Annotated in this window: 20 protein-coding genes; 5 read left to right on the top strand and 15 right to left on the bottom strand. The window is 60.8% G+C overall.

All coding sequences use genetic code 11. From position 1 onward, the window contains the following. Nucleotides 1-7: 7 nt before the first annotated feature. Both leuC and B7Y89_RS07890 read right to left on the bottom strand, forming a co-directional pair. Complete coding sequence (gene leuC, locus B7Y89_RS07895; protein WP_292937366.1) at nt 8-1,441, bottom strand: 3-isopropylmalate dehydratase large subunit; 1,434 nt, start codon at nt 1,439-1,441, stop codon at nt 8-10. 94 nt (nt 1,442-1,535) lie between these two features. Next, a complete protein-coding gene (locus B7Y89_RS07890; protein WP_292937364.1) occupies nt 1,536-1,916 on the bottom strand; it encodes a hypothetical protein in 381 nt (126 codons plus the stop codon). 136 nt (nt 1,917-2,052) lie between these two features. Here B7Y89_RS07890 and B7Y89_RS07885 point away from each other — a divergent pair, with 136 nt between their 5' ends. Next, complete coding sequence (locus tag B7Y89_RS07885; protein WP_292937362.1) at nt 2,053-2,568, top strand: sterol desaturase family protein; 516 nt, start codon at nt 2,053-2,055, stop codon at nt 2,566-2,568. On the opposite strand, the gene B7Y89_RS07880 is transcribed toward B7Y89_RS07885, so the two are convergent. The 12 genes from B7Y89_RS07880 to B7Y89_RS07825 are packed head-to-tail and all read right to left on the bottom strand — an operon-like array spanning nt 2,569 to nt 6,640. Then, complete coding sequence (locus B7Y89_RS07880) at nt 2,569-2,919, bottom strand: YbaN family protein (RefSeq protein ID WP_292937360.1); 351 nt, start codon at nt 2,917-2,919, stop codon at nt 2,569-2,571. A 5-nt stretch (nt 2,920-2,924) separates the two neighbouring features. Next, entirely contained in the window at nt 2,925-3,338 is a 414-nt protein-coding gene (locus B7Y89_RS07875; RefSeq protein WP_292937358.1) for a SufE family protein, read from the bottom strand. Nucleotides 3,339-3,388: 50 nt separating this feature from the next. Further along, complete coding sequence (locus B7Y89_RS07870) at nt 3,389-3,565, bottom strand: hypothetical protein (RefSeq protein WP_292937356.1); 177 nt, start codon at nt 3,563-3,565, stop codon at nt 3,389-3,391. Next, complete coding sequence (locus tag B7Y89_RS07865) at nt 3,562-3,774, bottom strand: hypothetical protein (RefSeq protein ID WP_292937354.1); 213 nt, start codon at nt 3,772-3,774, stop codon at nt 3,562-3,564. The genes B7Y89_RS07870 and B7Y89_RS07865 overlap by 4 nt, the downstream gene beginning before the upstream one ends. 28 nt (nt 3,775-3,802) lie before the next feature. Beyond that, nucleotides 3,803-4,048, bottom strand: coding sequence for a hypothetical protein (locus tag B7Y89_RS07860; protein ID WP_292937352.1), 246 nt, complete (start codon nt 4,046-4,048; stop codon nt 3,803-3,805). 14 nt (nt 4,049-4,062) lie between these two features. Then, on the bottom strand, nt 4,063-4,335 hold the full coding sequence (locus B7Y89_RS07855; RefSeq protein WP_292937350.1) for a hypothetical protein: 273 nt from the start codon (nt 4,333-4,335) through the stop codon (nt 4,063-4,065). After that, nucleotides 4,332-4,649: a hypothetical protein gene (locus tag B7Y89_RS07850; protein ID WP_292937348.1), complete on the bottom strand. Its 318-nt coding sequence runs from the start codon at nt 4,647-4,649 to the stop codon at nt 4,332-4,334. The genes B7Y89_RS07855 and B7Y89_RS07850 overlap by 4 nt, the downstream gene beginning before the upstream one ends. Then, a complete protein-coding gene (locus tag B7Y89_RS07845) occupies nt 4,649-4,930 on the bottom strand; it encodes a hypothetical protein (protein WP_292937346.1) in 282 nt (93 codons plus the stop codon). Before B7Y89_RS07845 ends, B7Y89_RS07850 begins: the two co-directional genes overlap by 1 nt. Nucleotides 4,931-4,956: 26 nt before the next feature. Further along, entirely contained in the window at nt 4,957-5,331 is a 375-nt protein-coding gene (pspC, locus tag B7Y89_RS07840) for an envelope stress response membrane protein PspC (RefSeq protein WP_292937344.1), read from the bottom strand. Further along, nucleotides 5,328-5,633 (bottom strand): envelope stress response membrane protein PspB, encoded by a 306-nt coding sequence (gene pspB / locus B7Y89_RS07835; RefSeq protein ID WP_292937343.1) that lies wholly within the window; start codon nt 5,631-5,633, stop codon nt 5,328-5,330. The genes pspC and pspB overlap by 4 nt, the downstream gene beginning before the upstream one ends. Before the next feature lie 3 nt (nt 5,634-5,636). Continuing rightward, a complete protein-coding gene (gene pspA, locus B7Y89_RS07830) occupies nt 5,637-6,485 on the bottom strand; it encodes a phage shock protein PspA (protein WP_292937341.1) in 849 nt (282 codons plus the stop codon). Further along, complete coding sequence (locus B7Y89_RS07825; RefSeq protein ID WP_292937340.1) at nt 6,482-6,640, bottom strand: hypothetical protein; 159 nt, start codon at nt 6,638-6,640, stop codon at nt 6,482-6,484. The genes pspA and B7Y89_RS07825 overlap by 4 nt, the downstream gene beginning before the upstream one ends. A 184-nt stretch (nt 6,641-6,824) precedes the next feature. Here B7Y89_RS07825 and pspF point away from each other — a divergent pair, with 184 nt between their 5' ends. Together pspF and recF are read left to right on the top strand one after the other, a co-directional pair. After that, complete coding sequence (gene pspF, locus B7Y89_RS07820) at nt 6,825-7,844, top strand: phage shock protein operon transcriptional activator (protein ID WP_292937338.1); 1,020 nt, start codon at nt 6,825-6,827, stop codon at nt 7,842-7,844. Nucleotides 7,845-8,083: 239 nt separating this feature from the next. Then, the gene (gene recF, locus B7Y89_RS07815) at nt 8,084-9,157 is read left to right on the top strand and encodes a DNA replication/repair protein RecF (protein ID WP_292937336.1); all 1,074 of its coding nucleotides are present in this window, start codon (nt 8,084-8,086) and stop codon (nt 9,155-9,157) included. 23 nt (nt 9,158-9,180) lie between these two features. On the opposite strand, the gene B7Y89_RS07810 is transcribed toward recF, so the two are convergent. Then, nucleotides 9,181-9,861, bottom strand: a complete 681-nt coding sequence (locus tag B7Y89_RS07810) for an arylesterase (protein WP_292937334.1) — start codon at nt 9,859-9,861, stop codon at nt 9,181-9,183. 68 nt (nt 9,862-9,929) lie between these two features. Here B7Y89_RS07810 and B7Y89_RS07805 point away from each other — a divergent pair, with 68 nt between their 5' ends. Continuing rightward, nucleotides 9,930-10,622 carry an ABC transporter ATP-binding protein gene (locus B7Y89_RS07805; RefSeq protein WP_292937332.1) on the top strand — a complete coding sequence of 231 codons (693 nt, stop codon included), beginning with the start codon at nt 9,930-9,932 and terminating at the stop codon, nt 10,620-10,622. Then, nucleotides 10,619-13,156 (top strand): FtsX-like permease family protein, encoded by a 2,538-nt coding sequence (locus B7Y89_RS07800; protein ID WP_292937330.1) that lies wholly within the window; start codon nt 10,619-10,621, stop codon nt 13,154-13,156. Before B7Y89_RS07805 ends, B7Y89_RS07800 begins: the two co-directional genes overlap by 4 nt. The last annotated feature ends 63 nt before the right edge of the window (nt 13,157-13,219 follow it).

Here is a 13,219-nt window from a genome sequence, read left to right as displayed (position 1 = left end):
GCCAGTTTCAGGCCATCAGCTTGCGCACGTCGGTCAACCGGCCGGTCACTGCCGCAGCAGCGGCCATGGCGGGGCTGACAAGATGCGTACGCGCGCCGGGGCCTTGGCGGCCGACGAAATTGCGGTTTGATGTAGAAGCGCAACGTTCGCCAGCGGGCACTTTATCGGGGTTCATGCCAAGGCATGCCGAACAGCCAGGTTCCCGCCATTCAAAGCCCGCTTCCACAAAGATGCGGTCCAGGCCTTCATCCTCGGCCTGTTTTTTCACAAGGCCTGAACCGGGCACGACGATGGCCCATTTGACGTTGTCAGCTTTATGACGCCCTTTCAGGATCGCGGCAGCAGCGCGCATATCTTCGATGCGGCTGTTGGTGCACGAACCGATAAAGATGTTTTGCACTTCAACGTCTTCGAGCAGTTGTCCCGGCGTCAGGCCCATATATTCAAGGCTGGCGCGTGCGGCGTCCTGTTTTGAAGGATCGGCAAAGCTTTCAGGCGCGGGGATGACGCCGGTGATCGGCAGCACGTCTTCAGGGCTCGTGCCCCATGTGACGGACGGCGCAATGTCGACAGCGTCAATCACCACGACCTTGTCGTATTTCGCACCAGCATCAGTGGCTAGGCTGGTCCACCACGCCACGGCCTTGTCCCAATCTGCACCCTTGGGCGCATAAGGACGCCCCTTGAGATAGGCAAAAGTCTTATCATCGGGCGCACACAGGCCCGCGCGCGCGCCGTGTTCGATCGCCATGTTCGAGATCGTCAGACGGCCTTCAATCGACAGATCGCGGATGACCGAGCCGGTATATTCGATGACCGAGCCGGTGCCGCCAGCTGCGCCGAGCACACCGGTGATGTGCAGCACCACGTCCTTGGCCGTAACGCCGGGCTGCAACTGCCCTTCTACGCGCACTTCCATCGTCTTGGATTGCTTCAGCAGCAGCGTCTGTGTGGCCAGCACATGTTCCACTTCGCTAGTGCCGATGCCAAACGCCAGTGCGCCAAGGCCGCCGTGACAAGCAGTGTGGCTATCGCCGCAAACAATCGTTGCGCCCGGCAGCGAAAAGCCCTGCTCCGGCCCGACAACGTGGACAATGCCCTGCTCTGCATCGGCATCACCAATATAACGAATACCGAAAGCGGGCGCATTGCGCTCAAGCGCTTCCAGTTGCTGGGCCGATTCAAAATCGGCGATGGGCACGCGCGCGCCATCAGCGGTACGGCGCGCCGTGGTGGGCAAGTTATGATCGGGCACAGCCAGCGTGAGATCCGGACGGCGCACCTTGCGGCCTGCCGTGCGCAATGCTTCAAACGCTTGCGGGCTGGTCACTTCATGAACGAGGTGACGATCAATATAGATCAGGGCAGTGCCATCATCGCGCTGTTCAACAACGTGGGCGTCCCAGATCTTCTGGTAAAGGGTGCGGGCTGTGTTTGACATAATTCCAGCGGTTAGGCCCGCCCTTCCCGCAATTCAAGCAGGAAAGGACGGGCCATCCGGTGTGCGAACGTAATTTTGTTACGCTCTGCCAGCATTAGCCGCGACGGCCATCACGGTCACGCCTGTCGATCTGCAAGCGGGCGTTGACCGTAGCGATACGGCGCTCCAACGTGCGGTATTCCGAAACGCTCAAACCCCGATTGGCAAAGCGATTGTAGGTCTGCTTGATGTCGCGTGCATCGCGGCGCAGGCCCTGTGCCTCACGCGGGGAAATGGCACGGTTGGCCTGAGCGCGCTGGATGCGGTTATCAAGCTGGTTGATGTCGCGGCGGATTTCAGCATTGCGGGCCGGCGTCAGGTACGATGCCTCGGCGCGGTTACCACCGGGATAGCGGTCATTGTCACGCGCCATCGCCGGGGCTGCGGTGCCTGCAATCATGGTCGAAAGGGCGAGTGCGATAATGGTCTTGCGCATGATGTTCACTCCTTGGTTGCGTTGAGGTCAAACTGCACCACCAAGGCTGAACGCCAGAAAAACAACACGTCGCGACTTTCGGGCAAAGTGTAAGAATGTGTCGCAGTGCGCCTTTCGCAGGTGTAAGAGGGACCCCATGCAAATACTCGCCGCATTCCTCATCATTATCGCCACCGTGCTCGCCATGGAATTCGTTGCATGGAGCAGCCACAAGTACATCATGCATGGCTTTGGCTGGGCCTGGCACCGTGACCATCATGAACCGCACAACAACTTCTTTGAAAAGAACGATCTATACGCGGTGTTTGGCGCAGCCATCTCGATCAGCTTCTTTTGCCTTGGCAGCCCGATCATCGTTGGCGAAGCGGCATGGTGGCCAGCCACGTTTATCGGCCTTGGCGTGCTGGTCTATGGCATCATCTACACAGCCATTCACGATGGCCTGATTCACCAGCGCTGGTTCCGCTGGGTGCCAAAACGCGGCTATGCCAAGCGGTTGGTCCAGTCGCACAAGCTGCACCATGCCACCATCGGAAAGGAAGGCGGCGTCAGCTTCGGCTTCATCTTCGCGCGTGATCCGGTTGTGCTGAAAAAGGAACTGCGCGAACAGCGCAAGAACGGCATTGCGGTGCTGCGTGAGGCGGTGGAGTAACTATTCTTTCCGCGTCCAGATCCACACCCCGACGCTGCCCATGGTCACTGCGGGGATCAATACCCACGGCCAACCTGCGGTCACCGCCGTCAGGACCACACCTGCAGCCATAGCGATCAAGGCGCCCTGCTTGCCTTTGCGTGATATCGCGCGGCGTTCACGCCATTGGCGCAATGGCGGGCCATAACGCGGATGATCAAGCAGGCGCTGCTCCCACACCGGGTTGGAGCGGGCAAAACAGAATGTGGCCAAAAGCAAGAACGGTACCGTCGGCAAAACCGGCAGGAACACGCCAACCGTCCCCAGTCCCACTGCAATAACGCCGCCTGCAAGATAGAGGTGGCGGCGCAACGGGATCAGACCGTTGACGCCAGCCGCGCGGCATGTTCGCGCACCAGCGCAATCATGTTGGGCACGCCCTGCGTCCGGTTTGAGGACAATTGCTTCTTGAGGTCAAACGGCCCGAGCGCTTCGGCAATGTCGGTTGCAGCCACTTCGGCAGCGGGCTTGTCCTGCACAGCGGAGAGCACCAGTGCCACGATTCCCTTGGTGATCGCGGCATTGCTATCGGCAAGGAAATGCAGGCGATTGCCCTCACCCGGCGTCGGATAAACCCACACGCTGGCCGAACAGCCGCGCACCAGCGTCGCGTCAGTTTTCAACGCATCGGGCATGTCTTCCAGTTCCCGGCCCAGTTCGATCAGCAGGCGATAACGCTCGTCGCCGTCAAGGAACTCGTACTCTTCAAGGATGTCATCAAGGCTGCGCATGGCTCGCATCTAGCGATACGCTCGGCCCTCGTCCATCGCCGATAGGGGCATCAGCCCGAAAGTCCGCCCGGACGCGTCAACGCAAAGTAAATCACGTAAAGCCACGACAGCACGCCGTGAATTGCGGCCCAGACAATGGAGTTGTGCAGGTTCCACGATATGGCCACCGCAATCGCACTGCCAAGCCCGATTCCGGCCTTGGCGGCGCCGTCTGTATGCTTGCTCATAGGTCCACTCCAGCAGCGATGGCTTCAAGCTTGCGCAACCGTTCGCGCATGTCGGCAAGGTCGATCAAACGGGCCGCGTCACCGGTATCAGAACGCTCGATTTCCAAGCGCTTCAACGCAAGCCAGCCATCCCATCCGCGCAACGCAGTCATGGCACAGATGCCAAGGCCGGTAAGTGCGGATAATGCTAGGACAATGTCGGAAGTCATGTCTGCAACTCCCTGATAGGGGGTGATTTTACTTTTCGCGCAGGGAATCGATCTCGCGCGAAAGGCGGCGGGCTTCGCCATCTTCGGTGGCGATGCGTTCCAGCACTTCAAGACGCTTGCGCATTTCGGCGACCTCGCGCTCCAGCGCTTCGGTATAGGCCGGATCAATTTCGGCCTGATCCAGCTGCGTTGCGTTGTGCTTGTCCCGGTTCAAGCGGATGATCACGTAAGCGACAATCGCAACAATTGCGACGATGGCTGACCAGTAAGACATCGAACAGGCTTTCCCTAATTGACCTTTTCGCTGCGCAGATTTTCAATCTGTAGCGCAAGGTCGGATTTGTTATCGATGGCAATGCGTTCCAACACCCGCACCCGTTGCTCCAACCGTTCGGCCTGGGCGGCGGATTGTGCAGCCTTTTCGGCAGTCTGCCTTGAAAGTAATTCCAGTTCACGCTCACGGAAAGCCAGACGGCGCTTGTACATGTCTGAACCCAGACCAAGCACAACCGGCACTACCACCAACATGAATGCAAGCGCTAAAACAACATCAGCGTTCATGGCTGGCCTCCCTGCCCGATACCTGGCCGTTCGCTGCGCAATGCCTCGATCTGGCTGGCAACTTCAAAACCGCGATCCGTCACGATGGCCTCCACATTGGCAAGGCGTTGATGCGTGGCGTCCAGTTGCTGACGCAACATGGCGTTCTCTTCGCGCAGTTTGGCAACTGCTGCATCATCGCCGCGTTGCGTCTTGCCGCCCCATTCGTCTTCCAGCGCATAGCCATGGCGGGCCCGGATCCAGTTGTTTATCACCCAACCGCCTGTGGAAAGCGCGATGATGGCAAGGACAAAGTCTGGCCCACCCCAGTCCATCACGCCCTCCGGTCTTCAAGCGAGGCAGATTCGCGGCGCAGGGCTTCAATCTGGTATGCTGTGTCAAAGCCCTTGTCGGTCACGATGCGCTCCAAAACCCGGACGCGTTCTTCAAGTTCGCGGGTGTGCTGGGCATACTGCGCGGCTTTTTCAGCGCTCAACTCTGCGGTTGCGTTAATCTGCATTTCGGCAATCTTGGTGCGGTGCTTGGTCCAGATCGCAACGATCGGGATGCACAGCGCGATGATCGGTATCAAAGGGCCAAGTGTATCGGGTCCCATTGTATCAGTCCCTCATGAAACGGTTGTCAGCGCAGCTTTTCGATCTCGGCCGAAAGGCGCGGATTGCTGTTAACGTAAAAGCTTTCGATTTCGGCCAGGCGGCGGTCGATATCGCGGAAGCTGGCGCGCACTTCACGTGCGGTGCGCCCCGGCGATTGGCGCACGCCCTGCCAGAACTGTTGCTCTTGCCGGTCGCCATAAAGCCCGGCTGGCTTCTTGTTGGTCAACACGCCAACCACAAAGTAGGCAAAGAACGGCCACCCCATCGAAAAGGCAAGGATCAGAAACCCCAGCCGGATCCACAGTGCATCAACCCCTGTGTAATCGGCAATCCCGGCGCAGACGCCCATGACTTTGCCGTTGACCTTGTCGCGATAAAAACGCGTGCGCGGGCTGTTCATTTCACGATCCTTCCTTGTTCGGCAAACATGCGGTCCAATTCGCGCAGCTTCTGGTTATCGCCTTCACGGTCAGGCAAAATGCGGGCTGGCTTGAAGTCCGGATTGTCAGATGCGACCAATCGCTCCACCGTATCCATGCGTTCATCAAGGCGGCGGGCCAATTGGTACAATTCCTCCAACAGCGCTTCATCCCCGTTGGTCAATGTCGCGCCTGTTTTCCATTTTGTGATGTAATGCAGGATCAGCCACGGCAGGCCCACGAAGATTGCGACGACCGCCGTAAATGGAATTAAATCGTCCATGGCTTAGCCCTCCTTGCCCAGCATGCGCTTCATTGCCTCAAGCTCTTCGTCGATCTTGTCCTGGCCTGCCAAAGCAGCGATTTCATCGGCCAGACCGGGCTTGCCGCCACCTTCGGCAAGGCTCAGCGCATCGGCACGGCCTTCGGCATAGTCGACGCGGCGCTCAAGCTGGTCAAAACGGGCCATCGCCTCGTCAACCCGTTCACTGGCCAGCAGCGTGCGCAGACGGACGCGGTTCTCGGCGCTTTCAAGGCGCGCGGCGATTGCTGTCTGGCGGCTACGGGCTTCGCGAAGGCGCGTCTGCAGCTTTTCGATGTCCAGTTCATAGGCGCGCATCGCATCGTCCAGAACGCCGATTTCGGCCTGAAGCTGCACCGCCATGTCGGCTGCTTTCTTCTTTTCGACCAAAGCCGCGCGCGCCAAATCCTCGCGGTCTTTCGATAGCGCCAGTTGCGCCTTTTCCGACCAGTCAGCCTGAAGGCGGTCCAGCTTTGCCACGTGGCGGCCCATTTCCTTTTGATCGGCAATGGTGCGCGCGGCAGAAGCACGGACTTCGACCAGCGTTTCTTCCATTTCCATGATGATCATGCGGATCATCTTCGAAGGATCGTCAGCCTTTTCCAACAAGTCGTTGAAATTGGCGGCAATGATGTCGCGTGTCCGCGAAAAGATGCCCATCAGGTTTACTCCGGTGTTGAAAGACGATGAGGAAAAAGCGGGGCCAGAAAATGGTGTGCGCGAACGATCATTCGCGCCGGGGTTTGTACGAAGCCGCTCCATTTCCGCGTCAAGGCGGGTGGTGCGGGCCCCCTCGGCGTGGCGAGGGCCGATCGGGTTCAGATCATCACTCATGCAAGTTCGCCTGTAATGGCCGCCGATGATGCCATCACGCTGGGCACAGCATCAACTTGTTGGGTCAGCGCAAAGACGCACAGGACCACAATTGCACCAATGCTGGCGAGGCTGGCGCGTCCGAGCTGGGTGGAAAAGAAGCGGGCGGTGTACATCTTGCGAACCTTTCGGCGGGTGTGTGGCAGAGGCGTTTTGGCGTCTCAGCCGGGATTGTTAATGATACAGCAAGGGGTGTGCCAAACCGCGAACACCCTGGTTTCCCGACACTTTTCGATGGACAGCACTGTTTTGCGTTGGCGCTTATTGCCAATCCTTGGGAAATAGCGCTATTCATTGGCAATGGATCGTGATGTTCAATTTATGGGGCAATCGGGCGCGTTTCTTGACGCGGTCGAACGTGCCAGCCGCGCCGCTCCGATGCGCCGCCCCGTGCTGGTGATCGGCGAGCGCGGCACGGGCAAAGAACTGATCGCAGAACGCCTTCACCGGTTGTCGGCGCGATGGTCCGAACCGCTCGTCACCATGAACTGCGCGGCCCTGCCTGAAACGTTGATCGAAGCCGAATTGTTCGGCCACGAGGCAGGAGCATTCACCGGTGCCACCCGCGCGCGCAGTGGCCGCTTCGAAGAAGCCGACAAAGGCACGCTGTTCCTCGATGAACTCGGCACGCTATCGATGGGTGCCCAAGAGCGCCTGCTGCGAGCGGTTGAATATGGCGAAATCACCCGCATCGGATCAAGCAAGCCGGTGCGCGTCGACGTGCGGATCGTGGCTGCAACCAACGAAGACCTGCCCAAAATGGCCGAGCAAGGCCGCTTCCGCCCCGATTTGCTCGATCGGCTCAGCTTCGAAGTCATCACCCTGCCCCCTTTGCGCGTTCGCGAAGGCGATGTCGCCGTGCTTGCCGATTACTTCGGGCGGCGCATGGCCGCAGAATTGCAATGGGACGCATGGCCCGGTTTTGCCCCGCAAACCCAGCGCGCGCTGGAAGAATATCAGTGGCCCGGCAATGTGCGCGAATTGCGCAACGTCGTGGAACGAGCGGTCTATCGCTGGGACGACTGGACCAACCCCATCGCCAGCGTCCAGTTTGATCCGTTCGAAAGCGCGTGGAAGCCCATTTCGCCGCCGCGCGCGGTTGAAGAGCAGATTGCAACTCCGGCACATTCGGCACCGACGCCGGATCTGGATGGCGTAACCGATCTTCGCAGCGCGGTCGAAGCCCATGAACGCGCGATTGTCGAACACCATTTGGCCCGCAACCGTTACAACCAACGCCAGACCGCCAAAGCGTTGGGCCTCAGCTATGACCAGTTGCGCCACTGCATGAAAAAGCACGGGCTGATGGAGCGGGGGTAATTCAAGAAGAAGGATGTTTCGCGCAGAGACGCAGAGGAAGCAGAGAGCGCAGGGATGTTCTACCTTGCTGCCCGGCAGGTTTGAATATCTATCGCGTTGCCAACCCGGCCTGAACGGGGCTGCGCCCGATCAAAATTTCTCCCCGTTCTCTGCTTCTTCTGCGGCTCTGCGGCTCTGCGCGAACCAAATTCTCCCTTCACTTTGCACCAAACCGCAAAACCCCGTAACGCGACCAACCGATGTCCATCACCCGCCTGACCTTGCGCGATTTTCGCAATCACACCGCCACGCGGCTTGATGGCATGCGTGCATTCAATGTGCTGGTGGGGGAAAACGGCGCTGGCAAAACCAACGTGCTTGAAGCAATCAGCCTGCTCGCCCCCGGACGCGGTCTCAGGCGCGCGCAACCGGCAGAAATGGCAGGGCGCGATGGCAACGGCGGGTTTGCAGTCGCCGCCGATATGGAAGATGGCGCGGTGCAGATCGGAACCGCCACCGATCCGCAAACGCCGGGCCGCCGAACGGTGCGTATCAACGGCGCTGAAGGCCCTGCCGCGCGGCTTGGCGAATGGCTGTCGATCACATGGCTTACCCCCGCGATGGACCGGCTGTTCGCCGAAAGCGCAGGTTCACGGCGGCGCTTCCTTGATCGCCTCGTTCTCGCCCGAGAACCCGGCCATGCCCGCACCGCCACCCGCTATGAATCCGCACTGCGTGAACGCAACCGGTTGCTGGGCGAAGCAAGCGAGCCTGATCCGGTATGGTTAGACGGCATTGAAGCGCAAATGGCCGAAACCGGCGCGGCCATGGCGTCTTCCCGCGCGGACTTGGTGGCAGACCTTGGCCTTTTGCTGGAAACGGTGCCGGAACAGCCCTTCGCTCGCCCCTTGCTGCATTACGCCAGCGCAGCACCGCTGGAAGCAGACGCCTTGCGCGCCATGCTGCGTGAAGGCCGCAGACGTGACCGCGCCGCCGGACGCTCACTCATCGGCCCGCACCGCGATGATCTGGCGGTTACGCTTGCTGCGAAAAACGCCCCCGCCGCCGATTGCTCCACCGGCGAACAAAAAGCCATGCTGATCGCCATCGTCCTGGCCCACGCAAGCCTCACCGCTGGGAAACGCCCCCGCTTGCTGCTGCTGGATGAAATCGCCGCGCATCTTGACCCCATCCGCCGCACCGCGCTGTTTGACCGCTTGGCCCAATCGGGCGCGCAAGTGTGGATGACCGGCACTGAAATCGCCCCCTTTGCCGAAATCGCCGATGCCAGCGCGGTATGGTCGGTGCGCGACGGCGTGGCAGAAACACTCTGAATCCCGTTCGTGTCGAGCAAAGTTTATTTGCTGACCGCCGCCTTCAACGCCGCAGCAACCGTCCCTTGTGTTGCCGCCACAATCCGCTCCACCCCTTGCGCATTGGGATGGACATTATCTTCCAACATCAGCGCCTTGTTCCCCAGAACCGGCTCCAGAAAGAACGGCACCAGTGCAGCTTCATGCTTTTTCGCAAGTTCGGGCCATATCCCATTGAACTGCTTGCCATAACTTTCACCCATATTGGGTGCGGCCATCATACCCGTCAGCACCACCGGAATGCCACGCTTGTCAAATTCGCTCAGGATCGCATCGAGGTTTGCCCGCGTTTCTTCGGGCGGTAATCCGCGCAGCATGTCGTTCCCGCCCAGCCCTACCAGCGCCAGCACCGGCTTCACCTGCTGATTGTCGAGCGTAAACGCCAGCCGCTGCAAAGCCGCTGCGGTGGTATCACCCGAAACACCGGCGTTCACCAACCGCGCAGGCGTTCCCGCCGCCAGTAGGGCCGCTTCCAGCCGTGGCGGATAGCCCTCGCCCGGGTTCAATTGATAACCAGCGTAAAGGCTGTCCCCGAACGCCAGGATAACCGGTGCATCCGCTGGCACCGGTACAGCCGCCTGCGATGCCAAGGGCGCGGGATCGGACGCCTTCTCGGCAGAACAGCCTACAATCAAAAAGGCGGCGACAAGAGAGGCGTAGCGCATTGTAACTCCTGCGGCGCGTCCCCAAGTGCCGGTTGCGCCATGCAACCAATCTATGCCACCTGAGGCTTGTGACAAGCACCCACCCCCAAGTTATCGCTGCATCTGCCCTCACCCTGTCGCTTGGCAATGGTGAAGCGCAGGTGGAAATCCTTCGTGGCATCGACCTTTGCGTGAACGCGGGCGACACGCTGGCCCTGCTCGGCCCCTCCGGCTCGGGCAAGTCCTCGCTACTGGCCATCCTATCCGGGCTTGAGCGGGCCACAGGCGGTACTTTGTCCGTGGCCGGGGCTGATTTTACCGCGCTTGATGAAGACGGCCTTGCCGCCGCCCGCCGCGGGCGCATCGGCATTGTTTTGCAAGCCTTCCACCTGCTGCCCACGATGACGGCGCTTGAAAACGTCGCAACCCCGCTTGAACTGGCCAGTATGCCCGATGCCATGGCGCGGGCAGAGGCGGAACTTGTCGCTGTCGGCCTTGGCCATCGCCTGCACCATTATCCCGCGCAACTTTCCGGCGGGGAACAGCAACGCGTTGCCATCGCCCGCGCGCTTGCGCCAAAGCCTGCCATCCTGTTTGCCGATGAACCCACCGGCAACCTCGACAACACCAATGGCGCGGCAGTGGCGGACCTCTTGTTCGCCCGCGCGGCCGAGGCTGGCGCAACCTTCATCATGGTCACGCATGACGAGGCTCTGGCGGCGCGCTGCCATCGGATCGTGCGCCTTGCCGATGGGCGCATCATTTCGGACAGCAAAGCGTGAACCTTGGCTGGGGTGCAGCCTGGGGTTTGGCAAAGCGCGGGCTGGACTGGCGCTTCAAGGGCTTGCGCCTCCTGCTCGTCTGCCTTGTGCTGGGCACAGCCGCGCTTTCCGCCATTGGCACGCTGACCGGCGCGATTGAGGGCGAACTGCGCACACGCGGCCGCGAAATGCTTGGCGCTGACGTGGAATTTACCCTGGCTGCGCGCCAGCCCACATCCGATGAACGGGCAGCCATTGCCGCCATGGGAGATCTGTCCGAAGGCGCGCGACTTCAGGCAATGGCCACCGTCCCCGGTGCCGAAACGCGCGCCACCCCTGTCGAACTCAAAGCTGTTGACGCCAAATGGCCGCTTTACGGGCGCTTCACCCTTGCCGATGGCAAAAGCGTTGGCCCGCCACAGGGCCTGTCTGCATGGATCGCGCCGGGCGTGGCAGACCGTCTTGACGTCAAAACCGGCGATAGGATTCAAGTCGGTAAAGCCGTCCTTTCCGTGGGTGGCATTATCGGCAGCGAACCCGACCGGCTGGCAGAAGGCTTTTCGCTTGGCCCCACGATCATCATCAGCAAGGCAGCGCTTGATGCCTCGGCTCTGGTCCAGCCCGGATCGATGGTCCGCACCAAATTGCGCGTAAAGCTGCCCGTCAGCGCCGATCCGGTGGCCTTGGGCGAAAGCATCAAAGCCAAGTACCCGCTGGCAGGCTATGAGGTGCGTACGCGCGAAAAAGCCTCGCCCAGCCTTGACCGGTTTGTTTCACGCATGGGCCAGTTCCTCGTGCTGGTCGCGCTGGCTGCGCTTGCCATTGCAGGCATCGGCATTGGCAACGGCGTCAATTCCTACCTTGAAGCGCGCCGCAACAGCATTGCCACGCTCAAGATCCTTGGTGCATCCAGCGGTGATATTGCGCGCATTTTTCTGCTGCAACTCGCGGCGGCGTCCGCATTGGCGATCCTTGCGGGGCTAGCGGTTGGTATCAGCGTTACGCCGTTGCTGGGTCAAGCGCTGAAAGGCTTGCTGCCCATCGAACCCGGCCTTGTGATCGATGCCCGCGCACTGGCCATCGCTGCGGCTTATGGCGCGCTGATATCGTTGACATTTGCCGCGCCGCCGCTGGTGCGCGCGCGGGATTTCCCGGCGATGGCGCTGATGCGGGCGCGGGTCAATCCACTGGCATCACAATGGCGGGCAGTGCTGCTACCGGTCGGGCTTGGCCTTGCAGGGATTGCCGCACTGGCTATCCTCACCGCGCCGCAACCCCTGCTCGCCGCCGGATTTCTGGGCGGAGCCGCCTTGCTGTTTGTGCTGCTGACCTTGCTTGGCAAAGGCCTGACGGCATTGGCCTCACGGATGCCCCGGCCCAAGGGCGCCATCGCGCGCATGGCACTGGCCAATCTCCATCGCCCCGGCGCACAAACATCTGCTCTGGTCGTGGCGCTGGGCTTTGGCCTGGCATCATTCGTCCTGCTGGCGGGCGTGCAGACCAGTCTTGACGGAAATATCGTCAGCCGTGTGCCAACCCGCGCGCCGGATTACTTCGTGCTGGATGTCCCGCGTGACCGGATGGACGCATTTGAAGCCGTTGTGAAAGGTGCTGCGCCTGCTGCCGACATTCGCACCGTGGCTGCATTGCGCGGCTCCATTGTGGCTTATGGACCGGCAAATGCGATGACCCGCGTGGCCGATCTCAAACAAATTCCCGACAACGCCTGGCCGCTGCGCGGTGATCGCGGCCTGACCTATTCGGACGCGCTGCCCGAAGGCAATGTCCTGACCCAAGGAACCTGGTGGACGCAAAACTACACTGGCGAACCGCTCGTTTCGGTCGATGATGATTTGCGCGAAGTGCTTGGCCTGAAGTTGGGTGACCGGATCGCGGTGTCGATCCTTGGCGTTGAACGCAGTGCCAAAATCGCCTCGTTCCGGCAGATCAACTGGGAGAACATGGGGTTCAATTACGTGCTGGTGTTCAGCCCCAACGCCATCACCGATGCCCCGCACAACCTTGCCGCCACCATCAGTTTGCCCGCGCAAGCCAAGTCCCCACAAGTGCGCCGCGCCATCCTGTCCGGTCTGGTCAAGGCCCTGCCTTCCAGCTCTGTTGTCGAAATCGGCCCTGTTCTGGGGCAGGCCCGCGCGATCCTTGCCCAAATGGGCACGGCTATCCTTGCGGCGGCCAGCGTGGCGATCCTTGCCGGAATGGCCGTTCTGGCAGGCGCAATTGCCGCCGCGCGCGAACGCAAGACCTATGACAACACCATTCTGCGCGTACTGGGTGCCAGCCGCCGTCAATTGCTCATCCTGTTGCTGGCCGAATACGGCTTGCTATCGGCTCTGCTGGCAGGCGTTGCCCTGCTGCTTGGCACCGGCGTTGCGTGGGGCGTGATCGTGCTGTTGTTTGAATTCGACTGGCTGCCAGACTGGCCGCGCATCCTTGGTGTGCTAGGCGGCGGCGTCGCACTGGTCATGGGGCTGGCGATTACCGGCTCGGTCGGCCTGCTGAGGACAAGGCCGGCGCAAGTGCTGCGGGAGTTGTAAATGCGCCTGATCCGTTCGTGTCGAGCGAAGTCGAGACACGAACGGAATTAGGTGCAATCTGAG

The organism is Novosphingobium sp. 32-60-15 (genome assembly GCF_002280675.1).
In the GTDB taxonomy this organism is placed as follows: Bacteria; Pseudomonadota; Alphaproteobacteria; order Sphingomonadales; family Sphingomonadaceae; genus Novosphingobium.
The sequence above is the reverse complement of the archived record's forward strand: the minus strand, read 5'-3'. Positions and strand labels throughout refer to the sequence as shown.

Excerpts from the sequence above, each read along its gene's own strand:
- B7Y89_RS07825 (WP_292937340.1), bottom strand. The coding sequence starts at position 6,640 with ATGTACACCGCCCGCTTCTTTTCCACCCAGCTCGGACGCGCCAGCCTC.
- recF (WP_292937336.1), top strand. The coding sequence starts at position 8,084 with ATGTCCATCACCCGCCTGACCTTGCGCGATTTTCGCAATCACACCGCC.
- B7Y89_RS07845 (WP_292937346.1), bottom strand. The coding sequence starts at position 4,930 with ATGGGACCCGATACACTTGGCCCTTTGATACCGATCATCGCGCTGTGC.
- B7Y89_RS07865 (WP_292937354.1), bottom strand. The coding sequence starts at position 3,774 with ATGACTTCCGACATTGTCCTAGCATTATCCGCACTTACCGGCCTTGGC.
- B7Y89_RS07810 (WP_292937334.1), bottom strand. The coding sequence starts at position 9,861 with ATGCGCTACGCCTCTCTTGTCGCCGCCTTTTTGATTGTAGGCTGTTCT.
- B7Y89_RS07860 (WP_292937352.1), bottom strand. The coding sequence starts at position 4,048 with ATGTCTTACTGGTCAGCCATCGTCGCAATTGTTGCGATTGTCGCTTAC.
- B7Y89_RS07870 (WP_292937356.1), bottom strand. The coding sequence starts at position 3,565 with ATGAGCAAGCATACAGACGGCGCCGCCAAGGCCGGAATCGGGCTTGGC.
- B7Y89_RS07875 (WP_292937358.1), bottom strand. The coding sequence starts at position 3,338 with ATGCGCAGCCTTGATGACATCCTTGAAGAGTACGAGTTCCTTGACGGC.
- pspB (WP_292937343.1), bottom strand. The coding sequence starts at position 5,633 with ATGGACGATTTAATTCCATTTACGGCGGTCGTCGCAATCTTCGTGGGC.
- B7Y89_RS07855 (WP_292937350.1), bottom strand. The coding sequence starts at position 4,335 with ATGAACGCTGATGTTGTTTTAGCGCTTGCATTCATGTTGGTGGTAGTG.
- pspC (WP_292937344.1), bottom strand. The coding sequence starts at position 5,331 with ATGAACAGCCCGCGCACGCGTTTTTATCGCGACAAGGTCAACGGCAAA.
- B7Y89_RS07890 (WP_292937364.1), bottom strand. The coding sequence starts at position 1,916 with ATGCGCAAGACCATTATCGCACTCGCCCTTTCGACCATGATTGCAGGC.
- pspA (WP_292937341.1), bottom strand. The coding sequence starts at position 6,485 with ATGAGTGATGATCTGAACCCGATCGGCCCTCGCCACGCCGAGGGGGCC.
- pspF (WP_292937338.1), top strand. The coding sequence starts at position 6,825 with ATGGATCGTGATGTTCAATTTATGGGGCAATCGGGCGCGTTTCTTGAC.
- B7Y89_RS07850 (WP_292937348.1), bottom strand. The coding sequence starts at position 4,649 with ATGGACTGGGGTGGGCCAGACTTTGTCCTTGCCATCATCGCGCTTTCC.
- leuC (WP_292937366.1), bottom strand. The coding sequence starts at position 1,441 with ATGTCAAACACAGCCCGCACCCTTTACCAGAAGATCTGGGACGCCCAC.
- B7Y89_RS07885 (WP_292937362.1), top strand. The coding sequence starts at position 2,053 with ATGCAAATACTCGCCGCATTCCTCATCATTATCGCCACCGTGCTCGCC.